The sequence below is a fragment of the Pseudomonas sp. C32 genome (genome assembly GCF_030417915.1).
GTDB lineage: Bacteria > Pseudomonadota > Gammaproteobacteria > Pseudomonadales > Pseudomonadaceae > Aquipseudomonas.
The window spans coordinates 1-18,527 of record NZ_JAUHUK010000002.1 but is presented as its reverse complement, the minus strand read 5'-3'; the positions used below and the strand labels follow the sequence as shown (position 1 = coordinate 18,527).

Sequence of the window (18,527 nt, the reverse complement as noted above, 5' to 3'; positions counted from 1 at the left end):
CGCATGAGCGACTCCCTTGATCTCAGCCTGGACGGTGTAGAACGCCGGTCACTGGCTGACTTCACCGAAAATGCCTACCTCAACTACTCCATGTACGTGATCATGGACCGAGCCTTGCCGCATATCGGCGACGGCCTGAAACCGGTACAGCGCCGCATCATTTATGCGATGAGCGAGTTGGGGCTGGACGCTGATTCCAAGCACAAGAAATCGGCGCGTACCGTCGGTGACGTGCTCGGCAAGTTTCACCCCCACGGCGACTCGGCCTGCTACGAAGCGATGGTGCTGATGGCCCAGCCGTTCAGCTACCGCTACACGCTGGTCGACGGCCAGGGTAACTGGGGTGCGCCGGACGATCCCAAGTCTTTCGCCGCCATGCGTTACACCGAAGCGCGGCTGTCGCGCTATTCCGAAGTGCTGCTCAGCGAGTTGGGCCAGGGCACGGCGGACTGGGGGCCGAACTTCGACGGTACGCTCGACGAGCCATTGGTGTTGCCGGCACGTTTGCCGAATATCCTGCTCAACGGCACCACCGGTATCGCCGTGGGCATGGCCACCGACGTGCCGCCACACAACCTGCGCGAAGTCGCCACGGCGTGCGTGCGTTTGCTCGATGAGCCAAAAGCCACGGTCGAACAGCTCTGTGAACACATTCAGGGCCCGGATTACCCGACCGAAGCGGAAATCATCACCCCTCGCGCCGATCTGCTGAAAATGTATGAAACCGGCAAGGGCTCGGTCCGCATGCGCGCCGTGTATCACATCGAAGACGGCGACATCATCGTTACCGCGCTACCGCATCAGGTTTCGGGCGCCAAGGTGCTGGAACAGATCGCGGCAATGATGCAGGCCAAGCCGTCCAAGGCCCCGCAAATCGCCGACCTGCGCGACGAATCCGACCACGAGAACCCATGCCGGATCGTGATCATTCCGGGCGCCCGCAAGAATTTTGACCACGACGCGCTGATGCAGCACCTGTTCGCCAGCACCGAGCTGGAGTCGAGCTACCGGGTCAACGTCAACATCATCGGCCTGGATGGCAAGCCGCAGCTGAAAAACCTGCGTGCGTTGCTGGTCGAATGGCTGGAATTCCGGGTTCAGACCGTTCGTCGTCGCCTGCAATTCCGCCTCGACAAGGTCGAGCGTCGTCTGCACCTGTTGGACGGCTTGTTGATCGCTTACCTCAACCTGGATGAAGTGATTCACATCATTCGTACCGAGGAGCATCCGAAAGCTGCGCTGATCGCGCGTTTCGCCCTGAGCGAAATCCAGGCCGACTACATCCTCGACACCCGTCTGCGTCAGTTGGCGCGACTGGAAGAAATGAAGCTGCGCGCCGAACAGGATGAACTGCTCAAGGAACAAGCCAAGCTGCAAGCCCTGCTGAGCAGCGAAGCCAAACTGAAGAAACTGGTGCGTAGCGAGCTGATCAAGGACGCTGAAACCTACGGCGATGACCGTCGTTCGCCTATCGTCGAGCGTACAGAAGCCAAGGCCCTGACCGAACACGATCTGCTGCCGAACGAAAAAGTCACCGTCGTGCTGTCGGAAAAAGGCTGGATTCGCTCTGCCAAAGGGCATGAAATCGACGCCACCGGGCTTTCCTACAAGGCAGGGGACGGCTTCAAGGCCCTGGCGGCCGGGCGTTCCAACCAGTTTGCGGTGTTTATCGACTCCACCGGGCGCAGTTATTCGGTGGCCGCGCACACCTTGCCGTCGGCCCGTGGCCAGGGCGAACCACTGACCGGTCGCCTGACGCCGCCGCCAGGTGCGACGTTCGAGTGCGTGTTGATGCCCGAGGACGATGCGCTGTACGTGATCGCATCCGACGCCGGTTACGGTTTCGTGGTCAAGGGTGAAGACCTGCAAGCCAAGAACAAGGCGGGCAAGGCGCTGTTGAGCCTGCCGAACAACGCCAAAGTGATCCTGCCGCGTCCGGTGGCCGACCGCGAGCAGAACTGGCTCGCCTCGGTGACGACCGAAGGTCGCCTGCTGATCTTCAAGATCAGCGACCTGCCACAATTAGGTAAGGGCAAAGGCAACAAGATCATCGGGATTTCCGGTGAGCGCGTGGCCAGTCGCGAAGAGTATGTGACGGACATCGCCGTGATCCCGGACGGTGCAACGCTGGTGTTGCAGGCCGGGAAACGTACCTTGTCCTTGAAGGCGGACGACCTCGAACACTACAAAGGTGAGCGTGGGCGTCGGGGTAACAAGCTGCCGCGGGGCTTCCAGAGGGTAGATGCGCTGCTCGTCGAAAACCTCAATTAAGCGTCCTAGAGCGCCAGGTCTACGATTTAACGCGTAGATCGGCGCTTTCGCGCTGGAGTCGGAGCGCATATTCACGGATGATATGCCCTTTCAAGCGCCGGCGTGGCCGCGCGTTCTTCATATTTATTGAGTATTTTCACTGTGATCAGCCTTGTGGCGATCACCTGGATGGGACGATGACTGCTCTGCGCCTTCCTTTTTTTCTGATGCTCGCCGGCTTTTTTGGCCTGACGGGCTGCAGCGTTCACCAGCCGGTGTCGCTGTATCAACTGGACAGCGGAAGTCCGGTTCAGCCTGCGCAAAGCGCAGGCATGGCTGTTTTGTTGGGCCCGGTCACCGTGGCCGACTATCTGCAACGCGAAACCCTGTTGCAGCGTCAGCCAGATGGCAGCCTGCAAGCCGCGACCGACGGTCGTTGGGCGGGCAGCCTGTCTTCGGACATTGATCAGCTGTTGTTGCGTCGGGTCGCCGGTAATCTGGACAGCCAACGCGTGGTGTTGGCCCCGGCAACCGCTGGCTTCACCCCGGATGTTCAAGTATTGCTGACCATCACGCGCCTGGACTCGGGTGAAAAGCAGCCGGCGATCCTTGATGCGCAATGGCGCCTGATCGACCGACGTGGACAGGTGCGTGACAACCGCATCATTCATCTGCAGGAACAGCACGCCGGTACCACGGCGGCACAGGTTCACGCTCAGGGTGTGTTGTTGCAGAAACTGGCCGAACAGCTGTCGACGGCGCTCAAGCCGCTGGCCAACCAGCCACCGATCGCCGAAGCACCGCGTAAAGCAGCCGCCAAGCCTGCTACGCCAGCAGCAGGGCAGGAAAAACAGCCGAAAATCCCGATGGCTTCGCCGATCCGGACCGATATGGAAGTGTTCCGCTTCTAAGACTGGATCGAGTCAAACCAAAGCCCGCCTTGTGCGGGCTTTGTTGTTTCTGCGGGATGGAGCGCTCTAGTGCCTGTCCTGGCCTCATCGCTGGCAAGCCAGGTCCTACGAGGAATGCGTACACCTGCAGGAGCTGGCTTGCCAGCGATGAGGCCGGCACAGGCAACAAAAAGCCCGCAGACGATCGCTCATCTGCGGGCTTCAATGTTTAAAGGCTAAATCGCAGCCTTCGGCAGCTCCTGCGGCTTACGCCCGACGCTCATGCATCCGCGCCAGTTGCCGCTCCAGCATCGACGGGTAAGGCTCCATCAAGCGCTCCACGCAGCAAGCGCCTTCAGGGCTGGCAATCGGGCGGATCCGTGCACGCTGGCGGATCAGCGCGTCATCACTGATCTTGCGCTCAACCAGCAACAGGTTGCGGCTGTGCTGAGACAGGGCCAGTGCATCCTGAGCGGGGTCAGTCAGCAGCAGGTCGATCTGACTCAGGCCGAACAGTTCGTCGCCGAGGGTCAAACCCAATTGCAATTGCAGGGTGATGCCGCTGTCGGCGACTTCGATCTGCAATTGATGGCCCAGCGCTCGCAATAGTTCGCCGCAGCAGATCGCGTTGGTCAGGTAGTCGTCGCCGCTGTCTTCGGTGTGGAACAGCATCAAGGTGCTGCCGTCGTTCAAGGTCTGCACTTCGCCTTGATACAGCGAAGCGGCCTGGTCCAGGCAGTCACGGTAGCGTTTGAGCAGTTCTTCCAGTCGTGTGCGCGGCAGGCGTCGCAGTTGTTCCTGGGAACCCAGTTGCACGGCCAGTACGGCGCTGTGCTGCGGCACGTTGGATACCACGGGTTTGGCGACAGGTTTTGCTGCGCTGTCTGGCGAATCATCGAGCAAGTCGGCAAAGGCATCGTCGTCATCGTCTTCAACGGTGCTGACAACGCGTCGTGGCGCAGCCTTCATCGCGGCCATCGGACGGCTTTCATCGAAGCTCGGATCGCGCAGGTTACGCACTTCGAACTCGGGCTCGGCATCGTCGTAATCGCCGTCATCAAGCTCGGGTTCAGGTTCCGGCTCGGCGGGTTCCGGTGCGAAACTGGCGTGCAGCTGGCGCGCCAGGTCACCGATCTCGTCATTACGTTCGGTGGCCGGGGTGTGTTCATCGATATTGCGCAGCCATACCCGCAGTTGCAGCAGTGGCGTGGAGAGGTAGCGGCCCATGCGCAGGCTCAAGGCCAGGGACAAGGCCAGCAGGATCGCGCTCAGAATGCCCATGCTTTGCAGGCTGATGGTCATCGGCTGCTGGAACTGATCCATGTCCAGGCTGATGCGCAGTTGCCCGGCGGTCACGTCCTGGAAGGTGATCTTGCTCTGGTAGATGCCCTCGGCTTCGCCCAGCAGGCCATGTTTTGGACGCTGACCGGCTTCGGCGAGGATGCGGTTATCCATGCTGTAGATGGCAGCGTGGGCCACCAGCTTGTTCTTGGTCAGGTTGTTGAGCAGCACGTTGAGGCTGAGGATGTCATTGGACACCAACAGCTCGGTGGCCGAGGTGGCCGTCTGCGTCGTCAGGCTTTCGCCCAGCGCATCCGCCTGCTCGTGCATGGCCTGCTTGAACTGCAAACCCATCACACCGGCATAGATGACCAGGGCCAGGGCGACCAGGATCACGTTATGGCTGGCAATGCGTAATGCAATCGGTACACGGCGATGGCGCAGTGCCCGGAAGATCAGCAGAAAGAAGTTATCGGTTTTTACTGGCGTAGGCCGGTTCACTTGAGCTCGGCTCTTTGTCCGTGAAGTTGACGCGCAGTATAGCGACAGGCCCTAGGCCGTCAAAGCGCTCACGGTGCCCGATGGTCACTGAAAGTGGGTAGAATGCGGTTTTTTTCCACCTGCGGGGGTGCGCCTTGCGCGAAATCGTCCTGATAAACATCACGGGAGTCGACCGTCCGGGTCTGACTGCGGCCATTACCGGCGTTCTGGCCCAGGGTGGTGTGAACATTCTCGACATCGGTCAGGCGGTGATCCACGACACCTTGTCGTTCGGCATCCTGGTCGAAATTCCCGACACCGAACAAGGCAAGTCCGTGCTCAAGGACATCCTGTTCAAGGGCTATGAGCTCGACCAACAGGTGCGTTTCACGCCGGTGTCCGAAGAGGATTACCAGCAGTGGGTCGGCAATCAGGGCAAAAAACGCCACATCGTGACCCTGTTGACCCGCAAGGTAACGGCCGGTCAGTTGCAGGCCGTGAGTTCGATCACCGCCAAATATGGCCTGAACATCGACCACATCGATCGTCTGTCCGGGCGTATGCCGCTGGACACGCCGGCCGACAAGGGCAAGGGCTGCATCGAGTTTTCCGTGCGTGGCGAAGCGGCTGACCCGCAGGCGTTGCGGGCCGAATTCCTCAGCGTTGCTCAGGAATTGAACGTCGACATCGCCTTCCAGGAAGATTCGCTGTTCCGTCGTAACCGTCGTCTGGCGGTGTTCGACATGGATTCAACCCTGATCGAAGCCGAAGTCATCGATGAACTGGCCAAGGCGGCAGGTGTCGGCGACAAGGTCTCGGAAATCACCGAACGGGCGATGGCCGGTGAACTGGACTTCCGCGCCAGCTTCAAAGAGCGCCTGGCCTTGCTCAAAGGGCTGGACGTCAATGTGCTCGACTCTATCGGTACCTCGTTGCGCCTGACCGAAGGTGCCGAAACCCTGTTCGCCGAACTCAAGCGCCTGGGTTACAAAACAGCGATCTTGTCGGGCGGCTTCACCTACTTCGCCAAGCAATTGCAGGCCAAGCTGGGGATCGACTATGTGTTCGCCAACGAACTGGAAGTGGTCGACGGCAAAGTCACCGGTGTCGCCATTGAGCCGATTGTCGATGCGCAGCGTAAAGCTGATTTGCTGAAAGAACTGGCACACAAGGAAGGGTTGCGTCTGGAGCAGACCATTGCGGTCGGTGACGGTGCGAACGATCTGCCGATGCTGGCGATTGCCGGGTTGGGTGTGGCGTTCCGTGCCAAGCCGCTGGTCAAGCAGTCGGCGAAACAGGCGATCTCCACCCTTGGGCTGGATGGCGTGCTGTATCTGCTGGGCTTCCGCGATCGCGACGGCCAGCTGTAACACGTAAATCCACTGTAGGAGCCGGCTTGCTGGCGATGGCGTCCTCAATGGCCCCATCGCCAGCAAGCCGGCTCCTACAGGTTTAGCGCATGGGTTTATGCTTTTGGCGAGCCCATGCCTTGGCCCATCTGCACCGCAGTGCCAGCGGTCATGTCTTCAGCCCACTTCACTTGATCCGGCCCGAACAGTACGACAGCGGTCGAACCCAACTTGAAACGACCCAGCTCTGCACCCTTTTCCAAATGGATCGGCGCGCGGGCGGCTTCGTCGTAGCGGAAGGTTTTCAGCTCGCGCTTCGGCGGCGTCACCAGGCCGGCCCACACGGTTTCGATCGAGGCAACGATCATCGCACCCACCAGCACCACGGCCATCGGCCCGCGCTCGGTGTCGAAAATGCACGCCACGCGCTCGTTGCGGGCGAACAGTTCCGGGACGTTTTCAGCCGTGGTCTGGTTGACCGAGAACAGGCGGCCAGGGATGTAGACCATCTCGCGCAGGGTGCCGGCCAGCGGCATGTGCACGCGATGGTAGTCCTTCGGCGACAGGTAGATAGTCGCGAAATCACCGCCCATGAACGGCGCAGCATTGGCGGTATCGCCACCCAGCAGTTCCAGCACGCTGAAGCTGTGGCCCTTGGCCTGGAACACGCGACCGTGTTCGATCGGGCCCAGTTGGCTGATGGCGCCATCGGCCGGGCTGAGGATTGCGCCCGGTGTTTCGTCCAGTGGGCGCGCACCGTCTTTCAAGGCACGGGTGAAAAACGCATTGAAGTGCTCGTAGGTAGTCAGGTCTTCGACCAGTGCCTGGGACATGTCCACCTGATAACGCTTGGCGAACCATGCAGTGAAGGCATTTTTGAACCAGCGCACGCGGCATTCGGCGATGCAGCCGGCCAGTCGCGAGAGCAAGTTGTGGGGCAGCAGGTACTGGCTGAGGATAAACAGACGCTTGTTCATTAACGGTCCTTAAAAATCTTAAATTTCTACCGGGGTGTCGGGGTGGTTGCCCCATTCGCCCCAAGAGCCGGCGTAGCCCTTGACCCGCGGATAACCGAGAGCCTTGGCCACCAGATAGGTGAAGCCAGAACGGTGGTGAGTCTGGCAGTGGGTAATCACTTCTTTGTCTTTGCTGATCCCGAGCTGTTCGAGAATCTGCGGCATGTCGGTGCGGATGCGCAGTTGGCGTGCCTGATCCATGCCGGCGGTCCATTCGAAATTGACCGCGCCGGGGATGTGCCCGCCCTTTGCTGCGAGGACTTTCTCGCCGGAATACTCCAGCGGCCCGCGTGCGTCCCAGATCGCCAGGTCGGTGGCGCCGAGTCGGCTTTGCAGGTATTCGCGGGTAGCGGTGGGTTCGTCGTGCAGGGTCAATGCAACCTGACCGCCAACGGGTGCCGGGACCTGGATCGACATAGGCAAACCTTCTGCCAGCCAGGCAGTCAGGCCACCGTCGACATAGTGGTATTTGCTGTGGCCGATGACATCCAGCAGCCAGATAAACCGCCCGGCCCAACCGCCGCCTTCGTCGTCATAAACAACGTAGACCGCATCGCGATTGTGCCCCAGCTCACCAAACAGGGCTTCCAGCGCCGCGTGCGGCGGCATCAGGCCCGGCGCGGGTGGCTGGCCGAGTTGCGTACGCTTGGGGTCGACAAAGCGCGCACCGGGAATATGCCCTTCGGTGTAGCGCGCACTGCTGGTCAGGTCCACCAGGATCAGTTCGCGGGAGTCGAGGCGAGGGAGCAAGTCGCTCGGTTCGATCACCAGCGGCAAGCCAGAGAAGTCAGACATGTGAGGTCTCCAGAGCACAAAAGGGAGGATTGTAACGCAGCTTATTGGCCACGGTGGCTAAAGCTGTGCAGCGCTTTTTCAATGCACTGCGCGGTTTTGCCGAAGGCCTGGACGGTGGTTTCCGAAAACGGCCCGCCACCCTGGTCTGCCACGACAATCATGATCACCCGACCATTATTGACCAGCGAACGTATCAGCAAATGTTCACCGCCGAATTGCGCGCGCAGGTTGCTGGGCAATAAGGCTGAAAATTGTGCATTGTTGACCGGTGTCAGGCGCACTTGGGCCTGCTGTGCGAGCAATCGTTGCAGCAGGTTGCTCTGACTGACCACAAAATTCAGTCCGGCCGCTTCTTTTGGCAGCCCCGCCGACTGATGGACCCGTAAATTAGCGTGGGTGCGGTCGGCCATCAGGATCATCACCCGACGCATGCCGCAAGCCTGCAGGGCATCCCGTGCGGCGATGGTCAGGTGCATGGCATTGGTAAAGCGACTGGGCTCGACCAGCAGTTCGGCGCATTGTTTGCGCCACTTTGCCAGGTCTTCGGCGCTGGGTGCCGCCGCCGGCAGCAAACCGGCGTGGACACGGTTCGTGCCCCACGGCCAGATCAGCGATTCGGCGGGATGCCAGAGGTCGGGCATCGAGTGATGGCGGGCGCTGTTGGCGGCCTGTTGGTGCAGCTGCTGCTGAACCTCGTCCATCGGCATCTGCAGGTAGAGACTGGTCAGGTATTGCCAGCGTTCACTGTGCGGGCTGTCCCAGGCGTGTTGCGCCGACAGCGCCAGTCCATTGGCCAGCAATACAGTGTTGGCCGGCTGATTGAGCCAGCGGCGCAGGGTAGGATCGTCATCGAGGCGATTTTGCTGGCGCAGTGGATGCTCACTGTCACGGGCGATACGCAGAACTTTCACCAGCTCCCGCTGCTCGGTCAGCAACAGCCGATAGCCCTGCTGGACCCAGATCGGCAGGCGCCAGACTTCGACCAGCGCCTGGCCGATTTCCAGCAGGCGCACGCCAAACAATTGCTTCTCGACGACGGGCGCCGACTCACCTTTGTGGATGACCCGCAGCTCCCATTCCTCAAGCAACTTAGGATGCGTCAGCGCCAGGGGCCACAGCGGCGACAGAAACAGCAGGCTGCCCCAATGAATGTCCTGCCACAGCCGCGCCAGGCGACTGGAAAAAAAACCGTTGGCCTGTTGCGTGGCGTGCTGGCTGATCATCTGCACCTGACGCAAGGCCTTCGGGATCTCGGATGGCGGCAGGGTGGGCAGGCGTTCGAGCAGTTCTTCGGTGCGTTTCAAACCGAGGCGGTTGATGGCGACTTCGAGGTTTTCTGCCGGCTCGGTCATGCTGCCATGGGTATGCCGGTTGGCTTCGCGAATCACGCTCAGGGCCAGGGCCGGGCTGTCCTGCATCAGGTCGGCAATGTCACGCAGCGAACGGCGATCATCGTTGATGGCCCTGCACACAAGGTCATGGCTGGCTTGCGGAACTGGCAGGCGCACACCATCGAGAAGCTTGACCCAGCCTTCAAGTGTCGTCGGTTTTGGTGTTGGAACGTTCGTTTCGTTAGCCATGATTGAAGGCGATCATCGTCAACATTCCCTAAGCCCGGAGTGGGTCAAATTGGCTTTTCGCCTGAACTGGCTATAGTCTGGCGCAGTTTTGCCGATAAGTAGAAGAAGAGATTTTTTAACTTCCGAATATGACCTTGAACCCGACTCAGTAAGTATCTCCTACCTATGGCTAAAATTATCGGCATCATCGTCGTATTCGCGAGCGTGCTCGGCGGATACGTGCTCTCCCACGGCAAGATTGCCGCCCTGATTCAGCCTTTCGAGGTCATGATTATCGGCGGTGCAGCCCTCGGCGCATTTCTGCAAGCCAACCCCGGCTACATGACGATGCACGTGCTCAAGAAGTCCCTGAGCATGTTCAGTTCGCGTTTCACCCACGCCTTCTATCTTGAAGTGCTGGGCCTGATCTACGAGATCCTCAACAAGAGTCGCCGCGAAGGCATGATGGCCATCGAGGGCGACATCGAAGATGCCGCCGCGAGCCCGATCTTCGCCAAGTACCCAACGGTCCTCAAGGACGAGCGCATGACCGCGTTCATCTGCGATTACCTGCGCATCATGTCCTCCGGCAACATGGCGCCCCATGAGCTGGAAGGCCTGTTCGACATGGAGTTGTACAGCCTCAAGGAAGACCTGGAGCACCCGTCCCATGCGGTGAACGGCATCGCCGACGCCATGCCTGGTTTCGGTATCGTTGCGGCGGTACTGGGTATCGTGGTGACCATGGCTTCGCTGGGCGAAGGCGACCAGAAATCCATCGGCCTGCACGTGGGTGCGGCCCTGGTCGGTACCTTCTTCGGTATTCTCGCCGCCTACGGTTTCTTCGGTCCGCTGGCCCATTCCCTGGCCCACGATGCCAAGGAAGAACTGAACGTCTACGAAGCCATCAAGGCCTCGCTGGTGGCTTCGGCTTCCGGCATGCCGCCATCGCTGGCCGTGGAATTCGGGCGCAAGGTGCTGTACCCGGCGCACCGTCCAAGCTTCGCCGAGCTGGAACAAGCGGTTCGCGGTCGATAGTGCTTTGTTTCGCAAATACGTTCCTTTTTTGGCGAGTGACTGTTGTTGCCAGACAAGGCGCCGCGACGAGTCATAGCCCGCTATGGCGAGGAGCGGCAACGCCGTATGGCGACAACAGGCACCGTCAAAAAGGAACAGTATTTGTGAGACAGAGCACTCTGTATGGAAAATAATCAGCCGATAATCATCAAGCGCGTCAAGCGCATCGCCGGCGGGCATCACGGGGGCGCCTGGAAAATCGCCTTCGCCGACTTTGCCACGGCGATGATGGCGTTCTTCCTGGTGTTGTGGCTGCTGTCCACCGCCACGCCGGAACAGAAGATCGCCATCGCCGGTTATTTCAAGGACCCGATCGGCTTTTCCGAAAGCGGTACGCCTTACATTATCGATCTGGGTGGCTCGCCGACCCTGGCGCCGGAAAACACCCTCAACCCCGAGGTGAAGTCCCAACCTCAGCCGGACAAAGTCACCGTCGACGCCGAACAGGTCGAAGGCATGGCCGAAATGGTCGAGAGGGAGCGCCTCGAATTGTTGCTGCAAGAGTTGCAGAACAAGGTCGAGGAGAATCCTCAGCTGCAGAAATTCAAGGACCAGATCCTGTTCGAGATCACCCAGGACGGCCTGCGTATCCAGATCATGGATGCGGAAAATCGTCCGATGTTCGACTCTGGCTCCGCTCGCTTGAAACCGTATTTCGAAGACATCCTGCTGGCCATGGCCGACACCATCAAAGCGGTGCCGAACAAAATCAGTATCAGCGGTCACACCGATGCCAAGCCGTACACCGGGACCGGTGATTTCGGTAACTGGGAACTGTCGGCCAACCGCGCCAACGCCGCACGCCGTGCGCTGGTCGCGGGCAGTTATCCGGATGCGCAAGTGGCGCGGGTGGTCGGTTATGCCTCGTCGGCGTTGTTTGACCGCGAGAATCCGTTCAACCCGGTCAACCGCCGAATCGACATCGTGGTGCTGACCAAGAAAGCCCAGCGTGCCATCGAAGGCTCGCAAGGGACGGAACCGGCACCCAAGGCGCCGCAAGGTTCGGCTGCCCCAGGCGCAGCGCCGGCCACGCCCGTCGACCCGAACGCGTTGCCCGCGGACAAGCAGCCGTTACCGGCTCATGAAGTGCGAGAGCGTCTGAACCTGTTTGATGATCCGGCACCGAAGCCGGGTGAACCGCCCAAGCAGTAGTCCACAAAAGCCGACAGCGATGTCGGCTTTTTTGTGCGTTTTGTCCTGGTTTGGAGGTCGCTTCATTGTAGGAGCCGGCTTGCTGGCGATGGATTCAAGTGCGCCGAGTGAATTCAGGCAACACGCGTTACCGTTAACGACCATCGCCAGCAAGCCGGCTCCTACAATGTTGGGCGAGAGTAAATCCAGCCTTTCAAGGCAAGAGGATGGACCTGCACGTCAGAAGCCACGAATAATTCTGGACTTGAGATCCGTATGGAATCGATCGGCATTCGTCCTGTTGACGCTATGCACCGACTCACTGCCGGTCATCGATTCCAGTGACATCGAGCGCTTGAGCGTCGATTCGTTGCGATAAGCATCGATGAAGAACTCGATGTCCCGGTCGCTGGTCAGCTTCGGCCATTTGTCCAGGTACAGCGGCAGCTCTTTCGGGCCGGTCTTGTACGAGCCGCTATGCCGATCGCGACTGTGTCGACCAATCCGCCACTAAAAAAGGAAGCGTCCTACATACAAGCTGTTTCGTTAGCGACTTAATTGCCGCCTTTGGGTTTCGCCAGGAGCATGGACGTGCAGGTCCTGGGCGACCACGGGTTGCTTATGCCGCAGGAAGTTTGTTAATGGAACTGACAAAAATATTCTCGCCACAGAACCGGCGTCTGATCAGGTTCACCTCCCCGCTCAAAGACCAGCAAGCACTGCTGCTCGAGCAATTTTCCGGTGCCGAGGGGCTGTCAACCCTGTTCAGTTTCGAGTTGTCGCTGCTCAGTCAGGATGCCCGGCTGGAACTCAAGTCATTGATCGGGCAACCGGCGTCACTCGAGATTGAGTTGGCGAGCGGCGAGGCACGTTACATTCATGGCTACATCAGTCGATTCAGCCTGCACAGCAGTGACGGTGGCCTGGCCTACTATTCGGCCACCTTGAGCCCCTGGCTGTGGATGCTGTCGCGACGCTTCGACTCGCGGATCTTTCAAGAGCAAACCATCGAAGACATTCTGCGCACGGTGTTCGCCAACTATGGCGTGCTGCCCAGGTTTGAGTTCCGTCTGGAGCAGCCGCTCAAGTCGCACAGCTACATCACGCAATACCGCGAGAGCGATCTGGATTTCGTCTTGCGCCTGCTGGAGCGTGAGGGTCTGTTTTTCTACTTCGATCATACGAAGGACGAACACCGCCTGATCATCACCGACCACTCACGCAACCTTGAGGCGCTGGCCCGGCAACCGCGGATCCGCTACCACAGCGCCTCGGTCACCGAGACCGCCGATTCGATCACTCAATGGAGCAGCCATCGGGTTTTGCAGTCCGGCGGGATGGCCATCCAGACCTTCGACTACCGGCAACCGCGCAATCCGCTACCGGTGAGCATGCCCAGCCTCAACGCCCAAGGTGAGGTGCCAGCCTACGAAATCTACGACTTTCCCGGTCACTACAGCCACGGGATGCCCGAAGATGGCGAAGCGCTGGTGCGTCATCGACTCGAAGCCCTGGAGGTACAGAGCAAGAAGTTTGAGGGCGCCAGTAACTGTCGCGCCATGCTGCCCGGCTATACCTTCGAACTGACCCAGCACTTCGATCACGATGGTGATCCCGTGGATGATCGCCATTTCCTCCTGCTCAAGGTGGAGCATCGAGGCGGCAACAACTACCTGACGGATCAACCGGCGAGTTACGACAACAACTTCGTCTGCATCCGCCACAAAATTGCGTATCGCCCACCGATCATGACGCCGCGACCGACGATTTCCGGGCCGCTCACCGCCATTGTGGTGGGCCCGGAAGGCGAGGAGGTGTTTACCGACGAGATGGCCCGCGTGCAAGTGCGCTTTCATTGGCAGCGGGAGCAGGATGCGGCACAAGGCACGACCTGGCTAAGGGTCGCCATGCCCAGTGCTGGCTCCGGTTTTGGTCATCAGTTTTTGCCACGCATCGGTCAGGAAGTGCTGGTCACGTTCCTCGGCGGCGACATCGACCGCCCCCTGGTGACGTCGGTGCTCTACAACGCCGACCATTTTCCGCCGCACTTCAGTAACGCCACGGGCTTGCCGGGCAATCGAACCTTATCGGGGGTCCGGACCCGGGAACATCAGGGCAAGGGCTTCAACGAATTACTCTTCGACGATACACCCGGTGCGCTGCGCGCCCGGCTGGGCACGACCCATCAGGCCACGGCGCTGAATCTGGGCAAGCTCGTCACGCCGCGAACCGATGGGCAGGCCCAGGCACGCGGTCAGGGCGCTGAACTACGCAGCGATGCCGCGATTGCCCTGCGGGCGGCCCAAGGGATGTTGTTGACCACCTACGTTCGCCACGATGCCCAGGGCTCACAGCTGGACCGTGAGGAACTGCTCAAGCTCTTGGCCGAGTGCGGCGAGCTGTTCCAGTCCCTCGGCCAGACCGCCGCCGCCCGTGGCAGCCGGCAAGTCGACCCCCAAGGCATCGAGGCGTTGCGCCAGTCCTTGAACCAATGGCCTGCCCCTGCCAGCGACAGTCCGGGTGAGCCGGTGGTCGCGGTGGCAGCTCAAGCCGGTATCGCCAGCGCCACGCCACGTTCGCAGGTGCATTACGCCGGTGAAAACCATGACACCACCGCCCAGGATCACCTGCAGTTGACCAGCGGCTCGGCCATGCGCCTGCAAGCCGGCAAAGGGATCAGCGCCTTCGCCCAGGACGAGGGCATCAGCGCCATCGCCAATCGCGGCAAGGTGCTGCTGCAAGCCCAGGACGACGACATGGTGCTCAACGCGCAAAAGAGCCTGCACCTGTCGGCGGCCGAAGGCGAGGTGCTCGTCACCGCCCCCACCATCCGCCTGGTGGCCGATGACGGCAGCTACATCAGGATCGGTGGCGGGGTCGAGATTGGCACGCAGGGCAAGGCCATTGTGCATGCCAGCGAGCATGACTGGGTGGGGCCGAAAACCGACAGTGCCTCGGTGCCTACGTTCGGTCGAGACCCCGCCGCGCAACGCCTGGTCATTCATTACCCCGGCCACGGCGACGACAGCGCCCGACTGGCGGCCGGGCATGCTTACCAAATCAAACTGGAGGACGGCAGCACGGTGCAAGGATTGACGGACTCAAGCGGACTGACGGAGCGGGTAGAGCGCGAGCTGATGCATCAGGCGCAAGCATCGGCGTTGCGTGGCAAAGAGCAGAACGGTGGCGACCAATGAGCAGCGAAGATATGTACTGCGTGGCGCAACTCACCACCCGCCTGATGCCCAACTGCAACACCGAGCGCAAAATGGAAGTGCCCGCCGACCTGCCGGGCGTGGTGATCTTCCTGCACGGCGTGAATGACCCCGGGGCGTCGTATGAGTCGGTGGAAACCGGGTTGTGTCAGGGGGTGAATGAGCGGCTGGATCGACCGGATCTGAAGGCGGGGCGGTATGGGGCTGATTACAGTGAGGCCAAAGAATTGCCACTTGATGAACGGAGTGCTGATCAGAAGGCCACACTCGATGATCCTGATACCTTTCTGTATCAACGCGACACGGACGATCCGAAAACCCGCAGCTTGATGATCCCGTTCTACTGGGGCTATCGCGCCGCACCGGAACACGTTAAGCGTGATGACGCCGGTGATCCGTTCAGGATGCGCAACCAGTTTCAGGATATCCGGGGCAATCGCCTGGACCGCCACTTTGCCAAGGCCGGTGGTTTTTTTGTCAATGCCACCAACAACCTGGAAGAGATGTATGGCGAGGGCTTCAAGGCCAACCGGAAAACCGGCATGGTCGAATTTGCCAAGCCGAACAATTTCCTGCTCTTCGCCAATGCGCCGCTGCGGCATTACTTTGTGCTGGCTGCTCACCGTCTGGCAATGCTGGTCAGTGAGATTCGCCGCGTCTCTCCCGATGAAACCATCACCATCATGGGCCATAGCCAAGGCACCCTGATCGCGTTACTGGCGCAGGCCCTGTTGGTGGACAAGGGGCAGCGCTGCGCCGACACCCTGATTCTCGTGGACACGCCTTACAGCGTGCTGCCCAAGGTCACCCCCCAAGACCATGACACCCTCGCCACCCTGATTGGTATCGTCACGGCGGTCACGCAAACGCCCCATGCCCAGCCAGCGTTATCCGCGCTCAGGGAAGCCAAAACCTATGGCGGTCGCAGCGGCCCTCGATGGTCACCGACGCAAGGGACCCGCAAGGACAAGATCGGCAACCTCAGCGTTTTCCCCGAGCGCGACAATCGCGGCAAGGTGTACTTGTATTTTTGCCCGGACGACACCACCGTGGCCCTGGACGACGTGCGAGGCATCGGTACCTACGGTGTGCCGGATGCAACGCCTGATGGCCGGCCGGCGATGATGGCGCTGCAATCGATGGGCTTTTATCAACGCCTGTGGACCAAGCGTCATCGTGACGGCGAGCCGGTGCTGGTGGGCAAGCCGCCGCAGCCGGAATTCATCCGCGCGCCAGGCGAACACCGCTACCCGGGCGCGTCCTTTGTCACTGGATTGGCCTCGCAAGCGCCGATAGCCACGGGGCAGGAACGCCTGATCAATGCCGAGGCCCTGAACCCGCCCCATGCGCCGCAGATGTTCGGTGGCGAAGCGATAATCGGCAGCCCGACGACTGCAGGCTTGGACAAACCGGATGAAGTTGCGAAGAGCATTGCGCTGGGCAAAGACACCGCGACCTTTTTGTGGATAAAAATGCCCGCCGAGTATGACGCCCCGAACACCACGCAGCAGGAGGCGCTGAGCCGATTTAACGGGCTATCCGACGATCCGGAGGACCATACGCGCGCCGTACGAAAAGGCGCGGCCTGCTCCAGTTTCAGCTCTTGTCACGAGCGCGAGGAGACCCCGCGAGAGGCCCGGGCGCGCATGGAACATGACCAGGGGACCTGGGGCGCCAACTCCTACCACTCGGCGATCCTGCGAAGCCCGGAAAACCAGCGTTGGGTCACGGCGATGGACATTGCGATTGGCCAGGCGCAGTGCCTCGATGACCCGGCCATGCGCGAGGTGTTGGTGGCGATTGCGGATTGGAAGATGGATGAAGTGCAATACAGGATAGTTAATAAACTGCCGGGGTGGTCGCGGCTTAGTGCTGAGGCTCAGGCGCTAGTGAAGTCCAGTTACCTGTATTACCAGGAGGGCATATTTCCGCCCTCCGATCTGGTATCGCTAACACCCCCTACCCTGCTTGCCGGCACCGCTAAAAAAGGAGGTGCCTTGTGAGCGATCCTCAACACCGCCCCCGAACTTTACCGAAACTGAAACCCTATCTCTGGATCGCCAGCGTGCTGCTGATCCTTTGGTTCGGATTCGTCTGGATGGTCCACTTCAAGGCACAGGAAACCAACGTGGAACTTCGCAACCTCAACCCAGTACTGCGCTGGGGTATCGCCGCCATCCTGGGTCCCTTGCTGCTGATTTTCAGCGTTCACTGGTGGGGCAAAGCCGTGGCCGGTGAAAAAGCAGGACTTGCCGCCTATAAAGCCAATGTCATGGCGCAAATCACCGAGCAGCAAGCCACGCAAGTACGGACTTATGCGTTGGAAATTCGCGGGGTAGGACTTGGGATCTACCAGGATCACCAATCGGAAATCTGGCAATTCATCAAGAAGAAAAACGACAACTTTGCGTCGATTTACTCACGAGATCCCAAGGACTATAAGGCATCACTGAGATCCAGAGAAAACTCCAGAGATATCAAAGTCCGTGTGGCGTTCAAGTATTCGGCAGGCGAGTCAGTGGCGTACTGGCCAATCCCGGTGTTTTCCATCGCGCCGCCCAAGCAACCTTCAGATACAGGGGCTGCGAGCAATATCCTCGGCGGTCGCAATGCCGCGACACTCGGAGTCACGCTCTTTTTGTGGCAGGACGCGGAGAATACGACCCATGCCCAAGGCATGATCGAGCGATTGTTCCAGTTCTTTGATGACAACCCCGAAGTGCCCCAGGCCTTGATCGTGAGCGAGGACGGCGACGTCACGCGAAACGGTTTACGCGTGGCTGGCACCCCTGGGTTGCAGAACGGCCATGTCGTCCCCACGGTGTACGAAAGCATGACCGGGCTGCTGGTCACTCGCACTGATCGGGTGGATCGGTACATTCGCCGTTTTGCCACCCACGAGTCTGAGGACAACCAAAACAAAAACACTGACCTGGGCAAGCTTTGGGCATTTTACTGGAAGCATTCCCGTGAATTTCGAGATGTGTACGAAGAGGCGGAGCGTGCCAAGGGTTTTGCAAACCCCGATGCCCCCGGCACCATGTCCACCGCCTACTGGCAATCCCAACTCCCCACCCTCTGGCAAACCATAAGTAACCGCGGGCCAGGCTATTTCGAACCCTCCCCATGGCTACCCATACGCTGGGCCCAGCACCAGGTCAAAGAGTTCGACGCCGCGCCGGTGCTGGGTTACCTGCACCGGCCAATCAAGGTCTCGATGCAGGATGAACAGGGTCAGCGGCTCAAACCGGCGTTGCAGGCCAAGGCCCTGCAGGCAGGCTGGCTGCAGGCCGTGGAGACGTTGCCCAAAGGGCAGAAGCCGGTCCGCGTGTTCTATGACACCACCGACAACCGGGACGCTGAAATCGCCCTGACCAATGCCTTGCACGGCCTGAACACGGACGGCCATGGCATCGAGTTGGGCAATGTTGACGAGGGTTACGACATCGGGCGGCGCCTGGGCAATACCGGCGTCAGCGGGGCC

The 18,527-nt window shown here is 60.2% G+C and carries 12 protein-coding genes and 1 pseudogene; 8 read left to right on the top strand and 5 right to left on the bottom strand.

Annotated features, from left to right (window positions below):
• Positions 1-3: 3 nt before the first annotated feature.
• Together parC and QYH43_RS02395 are read left to right on the top strand one after the other, a co-directional pair.
• Positions 4-2,271 carry a DNA topoisomerase IV subunit A gene (parC, locus tag QYH43_RS02400; RefSeq protein ID WP_095056388.1) on the top strand — a complete coding sequence of 756 codons (2,268 nt, stop codon included), beginning with the start codon at positions 4-6 and terminating at the stop codon, positions 2,269-2,271.
• A gap of 176 nt (positions 2,272-2,447) precedes the next feature.
• Positions 2,448-3,161: a membrane integrity-associated transporter subunit PqiC gene (locus tag QYH43_RS02395; RefSeq protein WP_095056387.1), complete on the top strand. Its 714-nt coding sequence runs from the start codon at positions 2,448-2,450 to the stop codon at positions 3,159-3,161.
• 246 nt (positions 3,162-3,407) lie between these two features.
• On the opposite strand, the gene QYH43_RS02390 is transcribed toward QYH43_RS02395, so the two are convergent.
• The gene (locus QYH43_RS02390; protein WP_301156148.1) at positions 3,408-4,922 is read right to left on the bottom strand and encodes an AhpA/YtjB family protein; all 1,515 of its coding nucleotides are present in this window, start codon (positions 4,920-4,922) and stop codon (positions 3,408-3,410) included.
• 134 nt (positions 4,923-5,056) lie between these two features.
• Between QYH43_RS02390 and serB the strand changes: the two genes are divergently transcribed.
• A complete protein-coding gene (serB, locus tag QYH43_RS02385) occupies positions 5,057-6,271 on the top strand; it encodes a phosphoserine phosphatase SerB (protein ID WP_301156147.1) in 1,215 nt (404 codons plus the stop codon).
• Between the two features lie 95 nt (positions 6,272-6,366).
• Here serB and asd read toward each other — a convergent pair whose 3' ends face one another.
• The 3 genes from asd to QYH43_RS02370 are packed head-to-tail and all read right to left on the bottom strand — an operon-like array spanning position 6,367 to position 9,641.
• The gene (gene asd, locus QYH43_RS02380; protein ID WP_301156145.1) at positions 6,367-7,227 is read right to left on the bottom strand and encodes an archaetidylserine decarboxylase; all 861 of its coding nucleotides are present in this window, start codon (positions 7,225-7,227) and stop codon (positions 6,367-6,369) included.
• Between the two features lie 18 nt (positions 7,228-7,245).
• On the bottom strand, positions 7,246-8,061 hold the full coding sequence (locus tag QYH43_RS02375) for a rhodanese-like domain-containing protein (protein ID WP_095056383.1): 816 nt from the start codon (positions 8,059-8,061) through the stop codon (positions 7,246-7,248).
• 41 nt (positions 8,062-8,102) lie between these two features.
• On the bottom strand, positions 8,103-9,641 hold the full coding sequence (locus QYH43_RS02370) for an HDOD domain-containing protein (RefSeq protein WP_301156143.1): 1,539 nt from the start codon (positions 9,639-9,641) through the stop codon (positions 8,103-8,105).
• A gap of 165 nt (positions 9,642-9,806) precedes the next feature.
• Here QYH43_RS02370 and motA point away from each other — a divergent pair, with 165 nt between their 5' ends.
• Positions 9,807-10,658: a flagellar motor stator protein MotA gene (gene motA / locus QYH43_RS02365; RefSeq protein ID WP_095056381.1), complete on the top strand. Its 852-nt coding sequence runs from the start codon at positions 9,807-9,809 to the stop codon at positions 10,656-10,658.
• Positions 10,659-10,820: 162 nt separating this feature from the next.
• Entirely contained in the window at positions 10,821-11,849 is a 1,029-nt protein-coding gene (motB, locus tag QYH43_RS02360) for a flagellar motor protein MotB (RefSeq protein WP_095056380.1), read from the top strand.
• Between the two features lie 219 nt (positions 11,850-12,068).
• Here the strand turns inward: motB and QYH43_RS26890 are convergent.
• Positions 12,069-12,299: pseudogene (locus QYH43_RS26890) on the bottom strand (molecular chaperone Tir); the annotation flags it as partial.
• A gap of 164 nt (positions 12,300-12,463) precedes the next feature.
• Here QYH43_RS26890 and QYH43_RS02355 point away from each other — a divergent pair.
• From QYH43_RS02355 to QYH43_RS02345, 3 genes are all read left to right on the top strand, one after another.
• Complete coding sequence (locus QYH43_RS02355) at positions 12,464-15,025, top strand: type VI secretion system Vgr family protein (protein WP_301156141.1); 2,562 nt, start codon at positions 12,464-12,466, stop codon at positions 15,023-15,025.
• Positions 15,022-17,046, top strand: a complete 2,025-nt coding sequence (locus QYH43_RS02350) for a DUF3274 domain-containing protein (RefSeq protein WP_301156140.1) — start codon at positions 15,022-15,024, stop codon at positions 17,044-17,046. Before QYH43_RS02355 ends, QYH43_RS02350 begins: the two co-directional genes overlap by 4 nt.
• Positions 17,043-18,527: DUF2875 family protein (locus QYH43_RS02345; protein ID WP_301156138.1), on the top strand; the 1,485-nt coding region annotated here is incomplete at its 3' end. The genes QYH43_RS02350 and QYH43_RS02345, both read left to right, overlap by 4 nt.